General features: G+C 66.9%; 17 protein-coding genes. 7 read left to right on the forward strand and 10 right to left on the reverse strand.

Going from position 1 to position 15,596, the window contains the following annotated elements; genetic code table 11:
* Positions 1–38: 38 nt before the first annotated feature.
* Together XarjCFBP7645_RS04590 and XarjCFBP7645_RS04595 are read left to right on the forward strand one after the other, a co-directional pair.
* Positions 39–599, forward strand: a complete 561-nt coding sequence (locus XarjCFBP7645_RS04590; protein ID WP_047127380.1) for a DUF1415 domain-containing protein — start codon at positions 39–41, stop codon at positions 597–599.
* 187 nt (positions 600–786) lie between these two features.
* Complete coding sequence (locus XarjCFBP7645_RS04595) at positions 787–1,593, forward strand: SDR family oxidoreductase (protein ID WP_104536747.1); 807 nt, start codon at positions 787–789, stop codon at positions 1,591–1,593.
* 76 nt (positions 1,594–1,669) lie between these two features.
* Here XarjCFBP7645_RS04595 and XarjCFBP7645_RS04600 read toward each other — a convergent pair whose 3' ends face one another.
* On the reverse strand, positions 1,670–2,383 hold the full coding sequence (locus tag XarjCFBP7645_RS04600) for a pseudouridine synthase (RefSeq protein WP_047127381.1): 714 nt from the start codon (positions 2,381–2,383) through the stop codon (positions 1,670–1,672).
* Positions 2,380–3,447 (reverse strand): class I SAM-dependent methyltransferase, encoded by a 1,068-nt coding sequence (locus XarjCFBP7645_RS04605; protein WP_104536383.1) that lies wholly within the window; start codon positions 3,445–3,447, stop codon positions 2,380–2,382. The genes XarjCFBP7645_RS04600 and XarjCFBP7645_RS04605 overlap by 4 nt, the downstream gene beginning before the upstream one ends.
* A 192-nt stretch (positions 3,448–3,639) precedes the next feature.
* Here XarjCFBP7645_RS04605 and XarjCFBP7645_RS04610 point away from each other — a divergent pair, with 192 nt between their 5' ends.
* Positions 3,640–3,900 (forward strand): hypothetical protein, encoded by a 261-nt coding sequence (locus XarjCFBP7645_RS04610; RefSeq protein WP_074052541.1) that lies wholly within the window; start codon positions 3,640–3,642, stop codon positions 3,898–3,900.
* Between the two features lie 108 nt (positions 3,901–4,008).
* Here the strand turns inward: XarjCFBP7645_RS04610 and XarjCFBP7645_RS04615 are convergent, their stop codons facing one another.
* From XarjCFBP7645_RS04615 to XarjCFBP7645_RS04635, 5 genes are all read right to left on the reverse strand, one after another.
* Positions 4,009–5,343: a PQQ-dependent sugar dehydrogenase gene (locus XarjCFBP7645_RS04615; RefSeq protein WP_104536384.1), complete on the reverse strand. Its 1,335-nt coding sequence runs from the start codon at positions 5,341–5,343 to the stop codon at positions 4,009–4,011.
* Between the two features lie 87 nt (positions 5,344–5,430).
* Positions 5,431–5,739: a DUF3247 family protein gene (locus XarjCFBP7645_RS04620; RefSeq protein WP_104536385.1), complete on the reverse strand. Its 309-nt coding sequence runs from the start codon at positions 5,737–5,739 to the stop codon at positions 5,431–5,433.
* A gap of 124 nt (positions 5,740–5,863) precedes the next feature.
* The gene (locus XarjCFBP7645_RS04625) at positions 5,864–7,897 is read right to left on the reverse strand and encodes a PAS domain-containing hybrid sensor histidine kinase/response regulator (protein WP_104536386.1); all 2,034 of its coding nucleotides are present in this window, start codon (positions 7,895–7,897) and stop codon (positions 5,864–5,866) included.
* Between the two features lie 103 nt (positions 7,898–8,000).
* Positions 8,001–8,291, reverse strand: coding sequence for a hypothetical protein (locus XarjCFBP7645_RS04630; RefSeq protein ID WP_104536387.1), 291 nt, complete (start codon positions 8,289–8,291; stop codon positions 8,001–8,003).
* Complete coding sequence (locus XarjCFBP7645_RS04635) at positions 8,278–8,724, reverse strand: hypothetical protein (protein ID WP_166774741.1); 447 nt, start codon at positions 8,722–8,724, stop codon at positions 8,278–8,280. The genes XarjCFBP7645_RS04630 and XarjCFBP7645_RS04635 overlap by 14 nt, the downstream gene beginning before the upstream one ends.
* A 249-nt stretch (positions 8,725–8,973) precedes the next feature.
* Here XarjCFBP7645_RS04635 and XarjCFBP7645_RS04640 point away from each other — a divergent pair, with 249 nt between their 5' ends.
* Complete coding sequence (locus XarjCFBP7645_RS04640) at positions 8,974–9,549, forward strand: DUF3016 domain-containing protein (RefSeq protein ID WP_104536389.1); 576 nt, start codon at positions 8,974–8,976, stop codon at positions 9,547–9,549.
* A 390-nt stretch (positions 9,550–9,939) separates the two neighbouring features.
* On the opposite strand, the gene alr is transcribed toward XarjCFBP7645_RS04640, so the two are convergent.
* Together alr and XarjCFBP7645_RS04650 are read right to left on the reverse strand one after the other, a co-directional pair.
* Positions 9,940–11,040 (reverse strand): alanine racemase, encoded by a 1,101-nt coding sequence (alr, locus tag XarjCFBP7645_RS04645; RefSeq protein WP_104536390.1) that lies wholly within the window; start codon positions 11,038–11,040, stop codon positions 9,940–9,942.
* Entirely contained in the window at positions 11,040–12,329 is a 1,290-nt protein-coding gene (locus XarjCFBP7645_RS04650) for a D-amino acid dehydrogenase (protein ID WP_104536391.1), read from the reverse strand. Before XarjCFBP7645_RS04650 ends, alr begins: the two co-directional genes overlap by 1 nt.
* 148 nt (positions 12,330–12,477) lie before the next feature.
* On the opposite strand from XarjCFBP7645_RS04650, the gene XarjCFBP7645_RS04655 reads away from it, so the two are divergent.
* Entirely contained in the window at positions 12,478–12,957 is a 480-nt protein-coding gene (locus XarjCFBP7645_RS04655) for an Lrp/AsnC ligand binding domain-containing protein (protein WP_024940284.1), read from the forward strand.
* A 47-nt stretch (positions 12,958–13,004) separates the two neighbouring features.
* Here XarjCFBP7645_RS04655 and XarjCFBP7645_RS04660 read toward each other — a convergent pair whose 3' ends face one another.
* Complete coding sequence (locus XarjCFBP7645_RS04660) at positions 13,005–13,436, reverse strand: hypothetical protein (protein WP_104536392.1); 432 nt, start codon at positions 13,434–13,436, stop codon at positions 13,005–13,007.
* Positions 13,437–13,857: 421 nt separating this feature from the next.
* Between XarjCFBP7645_RS04660 and msrB the strand changes: the two genes are divergently transcribed.
* The gene (gene msrB, locus XarjCFBP7645_RS04665) at positions 13,858–14,322 is read left to right on the forward strand and encodes a peptide-methionine (R)-S-oxide reductase MsrB (protein ID WP_104536393.1); all 465 of its coding nucleotides are present in this window, start codon (positions 13,858–13,860) and stop codon (positions 14,320–14,322) included.
* A 409-nt stretch (positions 14,323–14,731) separates the two neighbouring features.
* Positions 14,732–15,586: a flagellar motor stator protein MotA gene (motA, locus tag XarjCFBP7645_RS04670; protein WP_104536394.1), complete on the forward strand. Its 855-nt coding sequence runs from the start codon at positions 14,732–14,734 to the stop codon at positions 15,584–15,586.
* The last annotated feature ends 10 nt before the right edge of the window (positions 15,587–15,596 follow it).

Raw genomic sequence — 15,596 nt, forward strand, 5'->3', positions numbered from 1 at the left:
GATCGCATACACTGGCCCACCATCACGCCGCCGCCACGATGACGACCACGCCTGCCACGCTCGACCCGTTGACCACCACCCGCCAGTGGATCGAGCGCGCGGTGATCGGCCTGAATCTGTGCCCGTTCGCCAAGGCGGTCTACGTCAAGGAGCAGGTGCGGCTGGTGCTCAGCGATGCCAGCACGCCCGAAGCGCTGCTCGAACAACTGGCCGAAGAACTGGTGTTGCTGCGCGACACGCCGGCCGAGCAGATCGACACCACCTTGATCGTGCATCCGGACGTGCTCACCGATTTCCTGGACTACAACGACTTCCTCGACAACGCCGATGCGGCGGTGGAAGCGCTGGATCTGGGCGGCGTGTTGCAGGTGGCCAGCTTCCATCCGGACTATCAGTTCGCAGGCGCGGCGGTGGATGACGTGGCCAACTTCACCAACCGCTCGCCCTATCCCACCTTGCACCTGCTGCGCGAAGACAGCGTGGAGCGTGCGGTGGCCGCGTTTCCGGACCCGGACGTGATCGTCGAACGCAACATCCAGACGCTGGAACGCCTGGGCCAGGACCGCTGGGAGCGGTTGTTGAGCGCATCGCAGCACTGACCGCTGCATCGCGTGCTGCGGCGCGTGCCTGAAACGCGCAACGATGCCGGCGCGCAGCGGCTCGGCATGACGCGATGACTGCGGACAAGGCATCAATCTGCGTGCTTCGCACGCAGCGACCCCGTTGCTACGGCCACCACGGCGCCCGCGTTACAGTGCGCGCGACTTCACTGCCATGGTGCGCCCGATGCCCCTGACCCCCGCCGTCTCCGCATGGAGTCCCTCCCCGTTACAGGACCGCGTGGTGGTGATCACCGGCGGCGCCCAAGGCATCGGCCGTGGCATCGCGCAGGCAGTGCTGGGCGCCGGCGGCAGCGTGGTGATCGGCGACCTGGATGCCGATGCCGGCAAGGCCTGCCTGCAGGAGTGGGCATTGCCGCGACGCAGTGCCTTCGTGCGTTGCGATGCCGCGCGCCCGGCCCAGGCAGCGCGCCTGATCGCCACCGCGCTTACACGCTTTGGGCGCCTGGATGGCCTGGTCAACAACGCCGGCGTGGCCGATCCGCATGTGCCGCCATTGCCGCAACTGGACTGGGACGAGTGGAATCGACGGCTGGCCAGCCTGCATGGCGCTTTCCTGTGCAGCAAGCAGGCCTTGCCCGCACTGGTGCAGGCCCAGGGCGGCGGCGCGATCGTCAACATCGCCTCCACCCGCGCCTGGCAATCGGAGCCGCATAGCGAAGCCTATGCCGCCGCCAAGGGCGGGCTGGTGGCCTTCACCCACGCCTTGGCGCTGAGCGAAGGCCCGCAGGTGCGTGTCAACAGCATCAGCCCGGGCTGGATCAGCACCGACGCCTGGCGCGCACCGCAGCGTCGGCGCACACCCAAGTTGTCGCGGCGCGATCATGCCCAGCATCCGGCCGGACGGGTCGGCACGCCGGAAGACATCGCGCAACTGGCGGTCTATCTGCTGTCGCCGCAGCTGTCCGGCTTTGTGACCGGGCAGGACTTCATCGTCGATGGCGGCATGTCGCGCAAGATGCAGTACGTCTGAGGCATTGCCGCGTAGGCGACTTGCCGCAGACCGCGCGTGCCGGGAGCGCAGCATGCGCAATCACTAGCGGCGCGGCTCAGGCCTGCGCGCTGCGGCCGAACAACACCGCAAGATCCCCCGCCGCCAGCGCGCGCCATTGCCCGGGCGGCAGACCGTCCAGCGCCAAGCCACCGATGCGGCTGCGGTGCAAGGCCACCACGTGATTGCCGGCGGCGGCGAACATGCGCCGCACCTGGTGGTAGCGGCCTTCGTGCAGGGTCAGGCGTGCCTGGCGTAGGCCGAGCACTTCCAGTTCGGCCGGCAGCAGCGGCTTGGTTTCGCCGTCCAGCAACAGCGTGCCGCTGGCAAACAGCGCCGCTTCGTCGCCACGCAGATCGTCGGCGAGAGTAACGTCGTAGACCTTGTCCAGCGCCGACTTGGGCGAAATGATCCGATGCAGCAGCGCGCCGTCGTCGGTCATCAGCAACATGCCGCTGGTCTCGCGATCCAGCCGCCCCACCGGCGCCAGCACCGGTGCGCGCGAACGGAAGCGCGGCGGCAGCAGTTCGTAGATCAGCCGGCCGGTGTCCTTGGTCGAGCAGGTGTAGCCGCTGGGCTTGTGCAACAACAGGCTGAAGCCCGCTGGCGGATCCAGCGGTTCGCCATCGATACGGATCGCATCGTGCTCCACCTGGTCGTCGGCATACAGCACCTCGCCGGCGGCGTCGGTGACCGCGCCCTGGCGAAACAACTGGGTCACCTGCTTGCGGCTGCCGTAGCCGAGGTTGGCGATGTGCTTGACCAGCTTCATGCGCGCGCTCCGCGGCCGCGGATGGCGGAAATCAGCTTGAAACCATCGCGTTCGGCGGCCACGCGCACCTGTCCGAAGCTTTCGTTGAGCACGTACTCGTAGGGCAGATGCCGGTTGGCGACCAGCAGCAGCTGTCCACCCGGGCGCAGGGCCTGCGCGGCCACGGCGATGAAGCGCTGACCGATATCCGGGCGATCGGCACGCGAGGGCGTGTGGAAGGGGGGATTGCTGACGATGAAATCGTACTGCGCCACCAGGCCGGCGGTGACGTCGCGCCAGTGGTACTGCAGCTGCGCCGGGTGCGCGACGGCCTGCAGATTGCGCTGTGCCAGGGTCAGCGCGCGCGCCTCGGCCTCGTACAGATCCAGTCCGGTGACCTTGGGGCAACGCGCCAGCACCTCGGCCGACAGATAGCCGAAGCCCGCGCCCAGATCGGCGCCGTGTCCGGCCAGCGTGCTCGGCAGATGCTCGACCAGCAGCGCAGAGGCAGGATCGATGCGGTCCCAGGCGAACACACCGGGGCGGCTGACGAAGCGCCCGTCCAGAATCGTGCGCGGCGCATCCAGTGCTGCCCAGCGCGCCTGCAGCGCCGCATCGGTGTCGGCAGGCAGCGGCGCGCTCCAGTAGGTGCGGCAGTGGTGCTTGGTCAGGCTGCCGGCCAGACCGGTGAGCTGACGCAGATCCGCCTCGCCCGAGCGCGCACCCTCGTTGTTGGACTGGCAGGCCACCACGCGGCCGCCCGGTGCGGCCAGCGCAACCGCACGCGCGAACAAGGCACGCGCTTCCTCGCGTTGCCGCGGCGGCAGCACCAGCACCAGGGCATAACGGGTGCTGTCGGATTCGATCTCGCTCTCGTCGCGCACGCTCCAGCCATTGCGCTCCAGCGCCTCGGCAAAAGGGCGAAAGCTCTGCTCGCAGGTCAGTGCGTCGGCGGCCGCATGCTCGCGCAGCGGAAACCCGTCGCGCGCGCGCAGGAACAGCACAGGGCCGCTGGGCCATGGCAGCACGCCCTGGGCAAAGGGCAGAAACAGAGCTTGAAGCGGGGCATCGTGCGGGCCAGCCATCGGATCATCGGGTCGGGAACAGGCGGCCATTGTAAGGGAGCGGCGCCTGCCGCCCGCCCTGGCGCCCGCTTGGGTAAGCGGTCCATTGCGTGACCTGCGGACGGCCGCCCTTTCAATGTCTATACGGACTATTGATGCGCACGCAACATCCGCCCGCCTAGGCTGGAATCACACCAATACCGGAGAGACGCGATGCGAGCCCTGTTCGTAGGTGGAGTGGTCGACAACAGCGAAATGGATCTGGATGACACCCCGCCGCCGATGCATTATCCCGAAAACACCGGCGCCGGCCGGCCACGTTATCGCCTGCACCAGGTCGGCGAGCGCGAGGATGGCAGCGTGGCGTATGCGGTCTACGGCGCGCCGGAAATGGCCGATGACGACATCAGCCGGATCACCGAAGAACGCGGCTATGCGCGGCGCTTCAGCGCGTCGCCGGAACCGCCGCGCTGAGCGTAAACGCATTGGCGTGATGCCGCGCATGACCGCGGCACGCGCATCAAAAACCGGGCCTGGGCCCGGTTTTTTTGTTTGAACGCCCGGGCCAGCGCGTCGTCAGGATCAACGCGTCTTGGGTGTCACGCGCCAGATCACATTGCCGACATCGTCGGCCACCAGCAGTGCCCCGGTATTGTCGGGACTCACGCCCACCGGGCGCCCCTGCGCATTGCCTTCGGCATCCAGAAAACCGTCCAGCACAGTGATCGGCGTGCCGCTGGGTCTGCCGTCGGCAAACGGCACGAATAGCACCTTGTAGCCACTGGGCGGATCGCGATTCCACGAGCCATGCTGGCCGATGAAGGCGCCCTGGTGGAAGCGCTCCGGCAGCAAGGTCCCGCTGGCAAAGCTCAGACCCAGCGAGGCGGTATGCGGGCCCAGCGCGTAGTCGGGCTTGATCGCCTTGGCCACCAGTTCGGGGTTTTGCGGTGTGACCCGCTCGTCCACATGCTGACCGTAGTAGCTGTAGGGCCACCCATAAAACCCGCCGTCGCGCACCGAGGTCAGGTAGTCGGGCACCAGATCGCTGCCGATCTCGTCGCGCTCGTTGACCACCACCCACAGCGACTTGCTCTGCGGCTCCCAGGCGGTGCCGACCGGATTGCGCAGGCCGCTGGCGAACACCCGGCTGCTGCCGGTGGCCGGGTCGATCTCCAGGATCGCGGCGCGGTTGAGTTCGGCCTCCATGCCATTTTCGGCCACGTTGCTGTTGGAGCCGACGCCGACATACAGCTTGCTGCCGTCGGCGCTGGCCAGCAGCGACTTGGTCCAATGGTGGTTCAGGCCGCCGGGCAGATTGGCCACGAAGGTCGGCTTGGCGGTGATATGCGTCTCGCCGGGCTTGTACGAAAAGCTCACCAGCGCATCGGCATTGGCGACATAGAAACGATCGCCGATCAAGGCCATGCCGAACGGTGAAAACAGCCCGCTGACGAACTGGGTGCGCACTTCGGCCACGCCGTCGCCATCGGCATCGCGCAGCAAGGTGATGCGGTTGGCACTGGGTACCACGGCGCCGGCCTTGCTCATCATTGCGCCCTGCACCTTCTTGCGGATGCCGCCGCCGTCGGCCTCTTCCGGCTTGGGCGGCTCGGCGGTCTCGGCCACCAGCACGTCACCGTTCGGCAGCACGTAGACCCAGCGCGGGTGATCCAGGTCGCGCGCAAACGCGGCAACCTGCAGGTCGTCGGCAGCGATCGGCTTGGCGTTTTCGGTCCAGCGCTTGACCGGCGCCACCTTGACGGTGGGGATCAGGCGTTTGACCGGCTCGGGCAATTGCGGGTTCGGCCCGGTCCCCTGTTCGATGGCAAGCGTGGCGGTATCGCCGCAGGCGGCGAGGATGGCGACGGTCAATAACGACAGCGGCCAGCGGGCGAGCTTCAACGCGGGAGCATTCATTGCGCGATCAATCCTGAACAGTTACGACAATCGGCCATCATGCCGCCAACGCCATGACGAGAAGTAAACACATCGTCAATGCGCGGCTCAGGGCGCAACTTGCGGATCAGAGCCCAACGGCAGGGGGTGCACTGCCACGATGCGATCCATCCAGATCCAGTGCGGCTCCTGCGCGGCATCGAGCCGGTCGATGCGCAACTGGCCGTTGAGTCCTTCGCGCTGCTGGTCGTCCAGATAGGTCTGGATGCTCGGACGCACGGCGACGGTGCCGCTGATCATGCTGCCGTCGTCGAGCTCGACGCGGACGCGCTCCTGACCACCGAGCAGCGATACCCAATGTTCGAGCGTGGCGATCTGCACCTGTTCCGAATAGACATGCGGGGCGTATCTGGACATGGCGTCATCTCCATCGAGGGAACGCACCACGCTAGGCCACACGCTGTGAAAGAGGCAGCAAACAGCCTCGTTCGCCTGGCAGCGGGTCTGACGACGCAGCGGCGCGACATCGCCGCCTTTGGCCTCACTCCACCGATTCGCGCGCGGCGCGCACCGCAGTGACCAGTTGGGCAACGCTGTAGGGCTTGGCCAGATGCTCCTGGAAGCCGGAGTCCAGCGCGCGCTTGCGATCGTCGTCACGTGCCAGTGCGGTCACCGCCACGGCCGGCAGTGCCGCCGCGTCCAGTCCCATGTTGTCGCGCACGGTGCGGATCAGCCCGTAGCCATCCATGCCCGGCATGCCGATGTCGGTCAGCATCAGATCGAAGCGCGCGTGGCCGCGATGATCGATCAGTGCCAGCGCGTCGGTGGCGCTGCCGGCGGTGACCACTTCGGCGCCCTGCTCTTCCAGCAGACGGCGCAGGTAATCGAGCATGTCCGGCTGGTCTTCCACCGCCAGCAAGCGCAAGCCGTTGAGCGCACGCGCTTCGATGATCTGCTCGGACATCAGCCGCCGGCGCAGCTCGCGCCGCGGACGCCTGGCCTGATCGGGAATGTGCTCGGGCAGGCGTACGGTGAACGTGGCGCCCTTGCCGCGACCGCCGCTGGTGGCGCTGACCTGGCCGCCATGCATCTCCACAAGCTGCTGCACGATCGCAAGGCCCAGGCCCAGGCCGCCATGCTGACGCGTGGTAGTACCGTCTGCCTGACGGAACCGGCCGAACAGGTGCGGCAGGAATTCCGCTGCAATGCCGTCGCCCGAGTCGCGTACCGATACCAGCAAGTGGCCATCGTCGCGCTTGATGCTGACGTCGATGCGGCCATGTGCCGGGGTGAACTTGATCGCATTGGATAGCAGATTCCACAGCACCTGCTGCAGCCGCGTGGCATCGCCCAGCACCAGACACGGCGTCGGCGGAGCATGCACCTCCAGCATCTGGTCCTTGCCTTCGGCAGCCAGCTCCTGGGTGTTCAAGGCCTCGCGCACCTGTTCGACCAGATCCAGCGACTCGACCTCCAGCTGCACCTTACCCAGCAACATGCTGCTGAGATCGAGCATGTCCGAGATCAGGCGTTTCTGCGCCCGCGCGCTGCTGGCGATCACCGACAGACCCTTGTAGTTGGGATGGCCTTCCTCGACCCGCTGCAGCAACAGCTCGCTCCAGCCCAGGATGGTGGTCAGCGGCGTGCGCAATTCATGCGACAAGGTGGCCAGGAACTCGTCCTTCAGCCGCGCCATGCTCTCGGCTTCGTTGCGCGCGCTGCGCTCGGATTCGAGCAGCTGCTCGCGTGCCAGTTCGATCTCGCGCTGTTCAGTCACATCCGGGCTGCTGCCGGCCAAGCCGATGAAACGCCCGTCGGCCGAGTAGCGCGGCGTGGCGGTCATCTCGATCCAGCGCCACTGCCCGTCGTGGCGACGCGCGCGCACCAGGGCGTGCAGGCCGCGCTGCTCTTCCAATGCCGTGGCGAGTTCGAACTGGAAGATGGACAGATCCTCCGGATGCAGCAACTCGCTCCAGGCCGACACCGTGCCGCTGGAAATGTCGATACCGAAAAATTCGCCATAGGCACTGTTGACGAAACGCACCACGCCTTGTGCGTCCAGCACCCAGACCGGCATCGGCAGGCCATCGGCCAGGGCGCTGAAACGCGCCTCGCTCTCGGCCAGTTCGCGCTCCACCCGCTTGCGCTCGGTGATGTCCATGAATAGCACCGCCACCCGCGCCTGCTCCGGTTGCCCCACCCGGAAGGCATCGACCGAATACCAGCGGCGCAGCGCCTTGGCCTGCATTTCGAAGTGAATCCGGTTGCCGGTGCGGGCGACGTAGCCGTAACGGTCGAACCATTCCTGCTCGTGATCGGCCAGCATGCCGCGAATGGACACATTCAATACATTGGACAGGCCGGTGTAGCGCTCGAATGCGCCGTTGGTCATGCGGATCACATAATCGACGGCCTGCTCGCCATCGAACACCAGATCGATGACGCAAAAGCCCGCGTCCAGATTATGGAAGATCTCGTGGTACATCCCCGGATCGAGGAGGGGCTCGGCGAGTGCTGCCGGGAGGCTGGTGGCCAGATCAGGGCTGGTGGTCGAGGTGCTCAAATCGGGGTCCAGGGGTGATGCCAGGGCGGATGACGAGCAGATGAAACCACGCCCGGTGTCGTCAGCGGGTGCACGGCCAGCCGACGCGGTTCGCTCGCGCCACCGGTGCCCGCGTTCACCACAGCAATGCCGCGCACAGTGCGATACACCCCGCCAGCACCACGATCCCGGCGATCACGCCACGAAATACCCACTCGCCCTCGCGGCGCAACTGCTCGTCCATCCAGCGCTGCGCTTCTTCGCGCCAAGCCGTGGAACGCGCGTACTCGGCATCCAGCAACAACAGTCGCACCCGCGACAGGCCCAACTTGGTGCATTCGCTACGGCAGCGCTCACTGAAGCCGTCCTCGCCGCTGGCGACCTGCGCGCCCAGTGGCAGCTGCAATTCGAGTTCATGCCTGGACATAACGGGGGCGCTCCTGGTCAAGCTCGTGTTCCAGCGCCATCCGCGCCAGTTGTGTGTAGTTGGCGCGCGGGCCCTGGCCTCGGCCGGTGAGCATTCCCTGGTAATCCAGGTCCTGCCAGACCCGCCCGGTCCACTCGACGCAATCCTCGGCGATCACCAGCATCAACGAGTAGCGATACTCGAGTCCGTTGGCCGCGGTATAGGCGTAAACCGGTGGAAACTGCACGGCCACATCGCCTTGGCGCGCCAACGCGGCCAGATGCTCGCGCAAGGTCTCGCGTGGTGAGGCGCCCGGCTCCAGGCGTAGCGTGCGCGTCGCCAGATCCAGATCCACATCGCTTTGCAGGGCAACGAAGGCGGCTGCCCCGGTAGCGGGGTTATGGCCGTGCTGCTTGGCCCAGTCGATGAACTGCAGGCGCACGTCCGCCGGCATATGTGCCGGCGCCGAAGAAGCTGACTTTGTGCGGAAAGAATGGGTGTCCATGCCGGCGATCTTCCCGGCTACACCGTGAAGCGCAGGCGCAGGCGCAGTGAACCCGCCGTCATGGCGCCACCGCTGCGGATTAACCGGGTATCAATGGACCTGCCAGTCCTTGCACGGCAAGCGTTGCCGGGGACCGGACACGCCCCCACACTGCAGGTACGCCCGGTGCTTCCGGCACCCTCCGCCTGGAGACCTTCCATGAAACGTTCCAGCCTTTACGGCGCCAGCCTGTTGCTGGCAGGACTGCTCGCGGCAACCGGCGCGCAGGCACGCGTACGCAACGTCACCGACCCGCAGGCGCCGCGCGCGCTGACCGGCGACGGCAAGGTCGATGTGCGCTGGACAGACCCGGCACAGTTCTCCGAAGTGCGCTTCAGCGGCAATCGCTGGGAAGCGCAGCGCGGCGACTGGGTGACCCAGCTGGCGACCTATTTCCAGCACAGCGCCGCGCGCAAGCTCCCCGACGGCCAGCACTTGAGCGTGACCATCACCGACATCCGCCGCGCCGGCCAATATGAGCCGTGGCACGGGCCGCGCATGCAGGACGTGCGCGTCGTCAAGGACATCTACCCGCCGCGCCTGAGCTTCACCTACACGCTGACCGGCGCCGATGGCCAGGTGATCGACCAGGGCGAACGCAAGCTGGTGGATTCGGCCTTTCTGATGAGCGGACCGCGCCTGACCGACAGCGACCCGTTGCGCTTCGAGAAGGCGATGATCGACGACTGGGTGCGCAAGCAGTTCCGCGGCGATCGGACTACCGCCGGGTTGTGATTGGTTGGTGCTGACGGCGCCCGAAAAGCAACTCGGTTTTGTGTGACAACGGCGCGTGGCGACGCGCCGCTTTTATTTGCAGGCGCGCAAGGTGATGACGCATCCGCAATGCCATGAGGGTTAACAAGCGCTATACGAGTTGCCAGCGCACTTCCGGCGGACGGCGACCGCTTCGCGCCTCTCTCCCGGCGGGGCGATAAGGCACTGCCTGTACGCCACTGGCGCGCGTGCCTTGGAGTGCCCGCGCTGCTGGCGGGCCGGGGCGCAGAGCGGGGGTTGAAGTGAGGGCACGGGGCGAAGCCTACGTGTGATTCCAAGTGCATGTGGCTTCGCACCTACCCTCATCCGCCCCTTCAAGGCCCCTTCTCCCGATGGGAGACGGGGCACACCTCACCGCGTGACTCCCTCGCCCACTGCCGCCTCACCCACATACGCGCGCGGCACGCGCTTGAGTCCGCACAGCAGTTGATAGGCGCTGACATTGCACTGCGTTGCCAGCGGACTGACGCGCGGCGTATCGCCCCAGAGCTGCACGCTGGAACCGATGTCGGCCTGCGGGTGCTCAGTGAGATCCACGGTCAGCATGTCCATCGACACCCGACCGATCAACGGGCAGACCTGTCCATCCACCAGCACCGGCGTACCGTTGGGTGCAAACTGCGGGTAGCCGTCGGCATAACCCATCGCCACCACGCCCACGCGGGTCGGACGCTCGGCGACGAAGCGGGCGCCATACCCCACCGGTTCGCCGGCCGGCAGCTCGCGCACGGAGATGATGCGCGAGCGCAGCGTCATCACCGGGCGCAGTTGCGCGGTGGTGTCGGTGTCCTGCGCAAACGGGTTTGCGCCGTACAGCATCAGCCCCGGACGCGACCAATCGTTGCGCAACGCCGGCCAGCCGAGCAGGCCGGGCGAATTGCGCAGGCTGGTTTCCGCGCGCATGCCACCTGCGGTGAGCGCGAACGCCACCGCCTGCTCGTCGGTGCGGCTGCACTCCAGCTCATCGGCGCGCGCCAGGTGGGTCATCAGCACCAGCGAGGCGATCTGCGGCAGCCCGCGCAGGCGCAACCACGCCGCACGAAAATCTTCCGGCGACAGACCCAGCCGGTGCATGCCGCTGTCCAGCTTCAGCCATACCCGCAACGGACGCGGGCTCTGGAACTCGGCCAGCGCGCGCACCTGCTGCGGCGTGGCCACCACCGTCCACAGATCATGCTCGGCAACCAGGCGCAGTTCGTCGTGCTCGAAGAACCCTTCCAGCAGCAGGATCGGCGCGCGGATGCCGGCCTGACGCAGCTCCAGCGCCTCTTCGATACAGGCCACCGCAAAGCCGTCGGCCTCGCCGTCCAGCGCCTGCGCGCAGCGCACCGCGCCGTGGCCGTAGGCATCGGCCTTGACCACCGCCAGGGCCTTGCTGCCGCCCAGGCGCTTGGCCAGGCGGTAGTTGTGACGCAATGCATCCAGGTCGATCAACGCTTGCGCAGGACGCACTACGCGGCCTCCTGCTGCGCGCGGGCGCTGCGTGGCGACAGGTAACGGAAGATGTCCAGGCCTTCGCTGTCGATGTCGGGCGTACGGCCCTGCATCAGGTCGGCCAGATAGCGGCCCGAGCCGCAGGCCATGGTCCAGCCCAGGGTGCCGTGGCCGGTATTGAGGAACAGGTTGGCATACGGCGTGGCACCGACCACCGGCGTACCGTCCGGCGTGGCCGGGCGCAGACCGGTCCAGAACTCGGCCCGGGCCAGATCGCCGGCGCCGGGGAACAGGTCGTTGACCACCATCTCCAGCGTGGCGCGGCGGCGCGGATTCAACGACAGGTCGAAGCCGGCCACTTCGGCCATGCCGCCAACGCGGATACGGTCGTCGAAGCGAGTCAGCGCGATCTTGTAGCTCTCGTCCAGCACCGTGGAGGTCGGCGCGCGCTGTGCATCCACGATCGGAATGGTCAGCGAGTAGCCCTTGAGCGGATACACCGGCAGATGCAGGCCGAGCGAGAGCAGCAGGTCGGCCGAGTAGCTGCCCAGCGCCAGCACGTAGCGGTCGGCGGTTTCGATACGGCCATCGATCTGCACGCCGGTGACGCGCCCGCCTTGATGCTGCAGGTGCTCGATCTGCTGCCCGTAGCGGAACTCCACCCCGGCCTGCGCGGCCAGCTCGGCCAGGCGTTGGGTGAACAGCCGGCAGTCGCCGGTCTGATCTTCGGGCAGGCGCAAGGCACCGGCCATCCGCGCGCCACCACCGGCCAGCCCCGGTTCGAACTGGGCGATCTGCGCCGGGGTCAGCAGTTCGTAGGGCACGCCGTACTGGGCCAGCACCTCGATGTCCTGCGCGGCGGCATCCAGCTGCTGCTGGGTGCGGAACAGCTGGGTGGTGCCGAGCTGGCGGCCCTCGAACTCGATGCCGGTGCTGGCACGCAATGCATTCAGGCAATCGCGGCTGTAGTCGGACATGCGCACCATGCGCGCCTTGTTCACCGCATAGCGCTCGGCAGTGCAGTTGCGCAGCATCTGGCTGAGCCAGGCCAGCTGACGCAGATCGCGGGTGGGCCGGATCGACAGCGGTGCATGCTGCTCGAACAGCCACTTCACCGCCTTGCCGGGTACACCGGGCGCAGCCCACGGCGAGGTGTAGCCGAACGACAGCTGGCCGGCGTTGGCGTAGCTGGTTTCCAGCGCCGCCGCCGGTTGCCGGTCGACCACGGTGACCTCGCAACCGGCCTGCGCCAGATACCAGGCCGTGGTGGTGCCGATGACGCCGCTACCGAGAATGAGCACCCGCATGTCGTTCTCCTGAAAAGGGCATTCCCCCACAACCAGGCGCCGAGGGGGACAGTTAGACGCAGTATATTGCGAGCCAGGCAGTGCCATTTCTGGAATCAGTGCACCTTAGCAGTGAATCCTCCTGTCAAATCCTGTGGAAACAGACCCAATGACGACCCGCACCCGTGAGCTGGACAAGATCGACCGCAAGATCCTGCGCATCCTGCAGCAGGAGGGGCGGATTTCCTTTACCGAACTGGGCGAGCGGGTGGGCCTGTCGACCACTCCCTGCACCGAGCGCGTGCGCCGGCTGGAGCGCGATGGCGCCATCACCGGTTACTACGCGCGGCTGGACCCGCACTATCTCAAGGCGAGCCTGCTGGTGTTCGTGGAGATCAGCCTGGCCTACAAGTCCGGCGACATCTTCGAGGAGTTCCGGCGCGCCGCGCTCAAGTTGCCCAACGTGCTGGAATGCCACCTGGTCTCGGGCGATTTCGACTACCTGCTCAAGGCGCGCATCAGCGAGATGGCCTCCTATCGCAAGCTGCTCGGCAGCACCTTGCTGACCATGCCACATGTGCGCGAATCCAAGAGCTACATCGTGATGGAAGAGGTCAAGGAGACCCTGGCGCTGCCGATCGAGGGCTGAGATTTGGGATTCGGGGGGTGGGGATTGCGGATTGGTAACGGCATGGGTCAGCGCACCACACGCATGCCGTCGCCGGTCGGGACTGCGTCGTAATAGCGCCCGGTCTTGGTGTCCAGCACCCGGTTGGCGCCTGCCGGCTGCATGCCCTGCAGCAAGCGGCCATTGCGGTCGTAGACCATCGGGGCGCTGGCCGGCGCAACCTGGCTGCCGGCCGGGGCCACCGGCGTCTGTGCCGGGCCACGGGTCGGGATGGTGGGCGCGGACGGGCGCTGGCCCAGCTGCGAGGGCACCGGAGCTGCGGCCGGCGCGGGCTGCACTGCGCGCGGCGCCGTCAGCGTGGGCCGGGCGGGCGTCGGGGTGGTGATCGGCTGCAGCGTATTGGACGAGCGCGTGCTGGTGGCCGATTGCGCCGCCGCAGCGCCGGCGGCAGCCAACAGGCCACACAGCAGCAGGCTGCGCAGTGAAGAAGGGATCGCCATGACGGACACCGTGTTTGATCGAGGAGTACGCATTGGATGGGGGCGCCGGCGTGCAGCGGCAATGCATCGAGTCGGCGATGGCCTGAATGCGTTCGCCAGATGCGTGCGGCGCGAAAGGCACTTCTCCCATCGGGAGAGGGTGGCGCGCAGCGCCGGCAGCCGGATGAGGGTGCGTGCGAAGCCTGGCAATCCGTACTGCGTCATGGCTTCGCCGCCGTACCCTCACCCCAACCCCCGCTCCGCGCCCCGGCCTGCGCCAGCGGCGCAGGCGCACCAAGGCACGCGCCAGTGGCGCGCAAGCTGTGCCGTGGCGCCCCGGCGGGAGAGGGGCTTGCTCCCCCGCACGCTTGAACCACGCCGACAACGCCCACATCACGGATGCAGGCGTGGCACCCTGCCAGCGCGCGCATGCGAGAACCCCATGAGCCAGTTCGATCTAACCCCTCCCTCCCCCGCCCAACGCGATGCCCTGATCGCCGGGCTCAGCGACGAGGAACAGCGCGTGCTGCTGCACCATGGCACCGAAGCGCCGTTCTGCGGGGTGTTCCTGGACAACAAGCTCGATGGCGTCTACACCTGCCGCCTGTGCGGGTTGCCGTTGTTCCGGTCCAGCGCCAAGTTCGAATCCGGTACCGGCTGGCCGAGCTTCTTCGCCCCCTACGATACCGCCCATGTGCGCGAAATCCGCGATATCAGCTACGGCATGATCCGCACAGAGATCGTCTGCGCACGCTGCGACAGCCACCTGGGCCACGTGTTCCCCGACGGTCCGCCGCCGACCGGCGAACGCCACTGCCTGAACTCGGTCTCGCTGGGTTTTACCGAACACGGTCAGGCGCTGCCGAACCCATTGCAACGCGAAGGCGCCGACGCACAATCGGCCTGAGCCGAAACGGGTATTCCGGCTCGGAGTGATTCCGTGCCGGAGCCGTCTCGCCATATTTGCGCGGGCGCTCGCAGGCGCCGCCTTGCTGCCGACGCAACGCGGCCGCGACGACCAGGCGTCAAATCACCATTGCAACCCGGCGCGATTCACCTGAGCCGAACTGCATCATGACGCGCACTACAGAGACTGCTTGCGGCAGACGCAGCCGGGCTGCGAAATCCGTTGGTCAAGGGTGCAACGGTTCAGACGCGACCTGGCACGACCAGCGGCATTGCGGCGGACCTCCCGCGTAAAGATCTGCTGCCTGAGCCGGTCGTTCAGTTACACCGCACACCTTCACGCCGTGTGCTTCAAGAATCCGCCGCGCAAGCCGAAACAACAGCAACCTAAGTTTGCTTCTGGCTGCGCCATGCTCATCATCATCGGCTTCATCGTCGTCATCGTCAGCGTCCTCGGCGGCTATGTGCTGTCGCATGGCAAGCTGGGCGCGCTCTGGCAGCCGTACGAGCTGATGATCATCGGTGGCGCGGCGTTCGGTGCGTTTCTGGTCAGCACGCCAGGCAAGATCGTCAAGGAGACCTTCGCCAGCATCCTGGGTGTGTTCAAGGGCCCGCAGTACAAGTCCGACGACTACCAGGCCACCCTGAGCCTGATCTACGAGCTGCTCAACAAGGCGCGCCGCGACGGTTTCATGGCGCTGGAAGATCACGTCGAAAAACCGCAGGACAGCACCATCTTCGGCAACTACCCCAAGGTGGTCGCCGACCATCACCTGCTGGACTTCATCACCGACTGCCTGCGCCTGATGATCGGCAGCAACATCGAGCCGCACGAGCTGGAGCCGCTGCTCGAGCTGGAGCTGGAAAAGCATCACCACGAAGCGCTGGCGCCCTCGCATGCGTTGAGCAAGGTGTCCGACGGCCTGCCCGGCTTCGGCATCGTGGCGGCCGTGCTCGGCATCGTGATCACCATGGGCGCGATCGGCGGGCCGATCGAGGAGATCGGCCACCATGTCGGCGCCGCCCTGGTCGGCACCTTCCTGGGCATCCTGCTGGCCTATGGCTTCGTCGCGCCGCTGGCGGCAGCGATGGAAGCGCGTGCCGATCAGGACGGGCGCATGTACGAGGCGGTCAAGACCGCGCTGCTGGCCTGCCTGCGTGGCTACAACCCGAAGATTGCGCTGGAGTTCGCGCGCAAGACGCTGCCCTCCAACGTGCGTCCGAGCTTTGCGGATTTCGAAACGCACCTGAAGACGATCAAGTAGGACCGCGGTC

It is taken from the genome of Xanthomonas arboricola (assembly GCF_002940665.1).
In the GTDB taxonomy this organism is placed as follows: Bacteria; Pseudomonadota; Gammaproteobacteria; order Xanthomonadales; family Xanthomonadaceae; genus Xanthomonas; species Xanthomonas arboricola_B.

Excerpts from the sequence above, each read along its gene's own strand:
- XarjCFBP7645_RS04590 (WP_047127380.1), top strand. The coding sequence starts at position 39 with ATGACGACCACGCCTGCCACGCTCGACCCGTTGACCACCACCCGCCAG.
- XarjCFBP7645_RS04595 (WP_104536747.1), top strand. The coding sequence starts at position 787 with ATGCCCCTGACCCCCGCCGTCTCCGCATGGAGTCCCTCCCCGTTACAG.
- XarjCFBP7645_RS04600 (WP_047127381.1), bottom strand. The coding sequence starts at position 2,383 with ATGAAGCTGGTCAAGCACATCGCCAACCTCGGCTACGGCAGCCGCAAG.
- XarjCFBP7645_RS04605 (WP_104536383.1), bottom strand. The coding sequence starts at position 3,447 with ATGGCTGGCCCGCACGATGCCCCGCTTCAAGCTCTGTTTCTGCCCTTT.
- XarjCFBP7645_RS04610 (WP_074052541.1), top strand. The coding sequence starts at position 3,640 with ATGCGAGCCCTGTTCGTAGGTGGAGTGGTCGACAACAGCGAAATGGAT.
- XarjCFBP7645_RS04615 (WP_104536384.1), bottom strand. The coding sequence starts at position 5,343 with ATGAATGCTCCCGCGTTGAAGCTCGCCCGCTGGCCGCTGTCGTTATTG.
- XarjCFBP7645_RS04620 (WP_104536385.1), bottom strand. The coding sequence starts at position 5,739 with ATGTCCAGATACGCCCCGCATGTCTATTCGGAACAGGTGCAGATCGCC.
- XarjCFBP7645_RS04630 (WP_104536387.1), bottom strand. The coding sequence starts at position 8,291 with ATGTCCAGGCATGAACTCGAATTGCAGCTGCCACTGGGCGCGCAGGTC.
- XarjCFBP7645_RS04635 (WP_166774741.1), bottom strand. The coding sequence starts at position 8,724 with ATGCCGGCGGACGTGCGCCTGCAGTTCATCGACTGGGCCAAGCAGCAC.
- XarjCFBP7645_RS04640 (WP_104536389.1), top strand. The coding sequence starts at position 8,974 with ATGAAACGTTCCAGCCTTTACGGCGCCAGCCTGTTGCTGGCAGGACTG.
- XarjCFBP7645_RS04650 (WP_104536391.1), bottom strand. The coding sequence starts at position 12,329 with ATGCGGGTGCTCATTCTCGGTAGCGGCGTCATCGGCACCACCACGGCC.
- XarjCFBP7645_RS04655 (WP_024940284.1), top strand. The coding sequence starts at position 12,478 with ATGACGACCCGCACCCGTGAGCTGGACAAGATCGACCGCAAGATCCTG.
- XarjCFBP7645_RS04660 (WP_104536392.1), bottom strand. The coding sequence starts at position 13,436 with ATGGCGATCCCTTCTTCACTGCGCAGCCTGCTGCTGTGTGGCCTGTTG.
- msrB (WP_104536393.1), top strand. The coding sequence starts at position 13,858 with ATGAGCCAGTTCGATCTAACCCCTCCCTCCCCCGCCCAACGCGATGCC.
- motA (WP_104536394.1), top strand. The coding sequence starts at position 14,732 with ATGCTCATCATCATCGGCTTCATCGTCGTCATCGTCAGCGTCCTCGGC.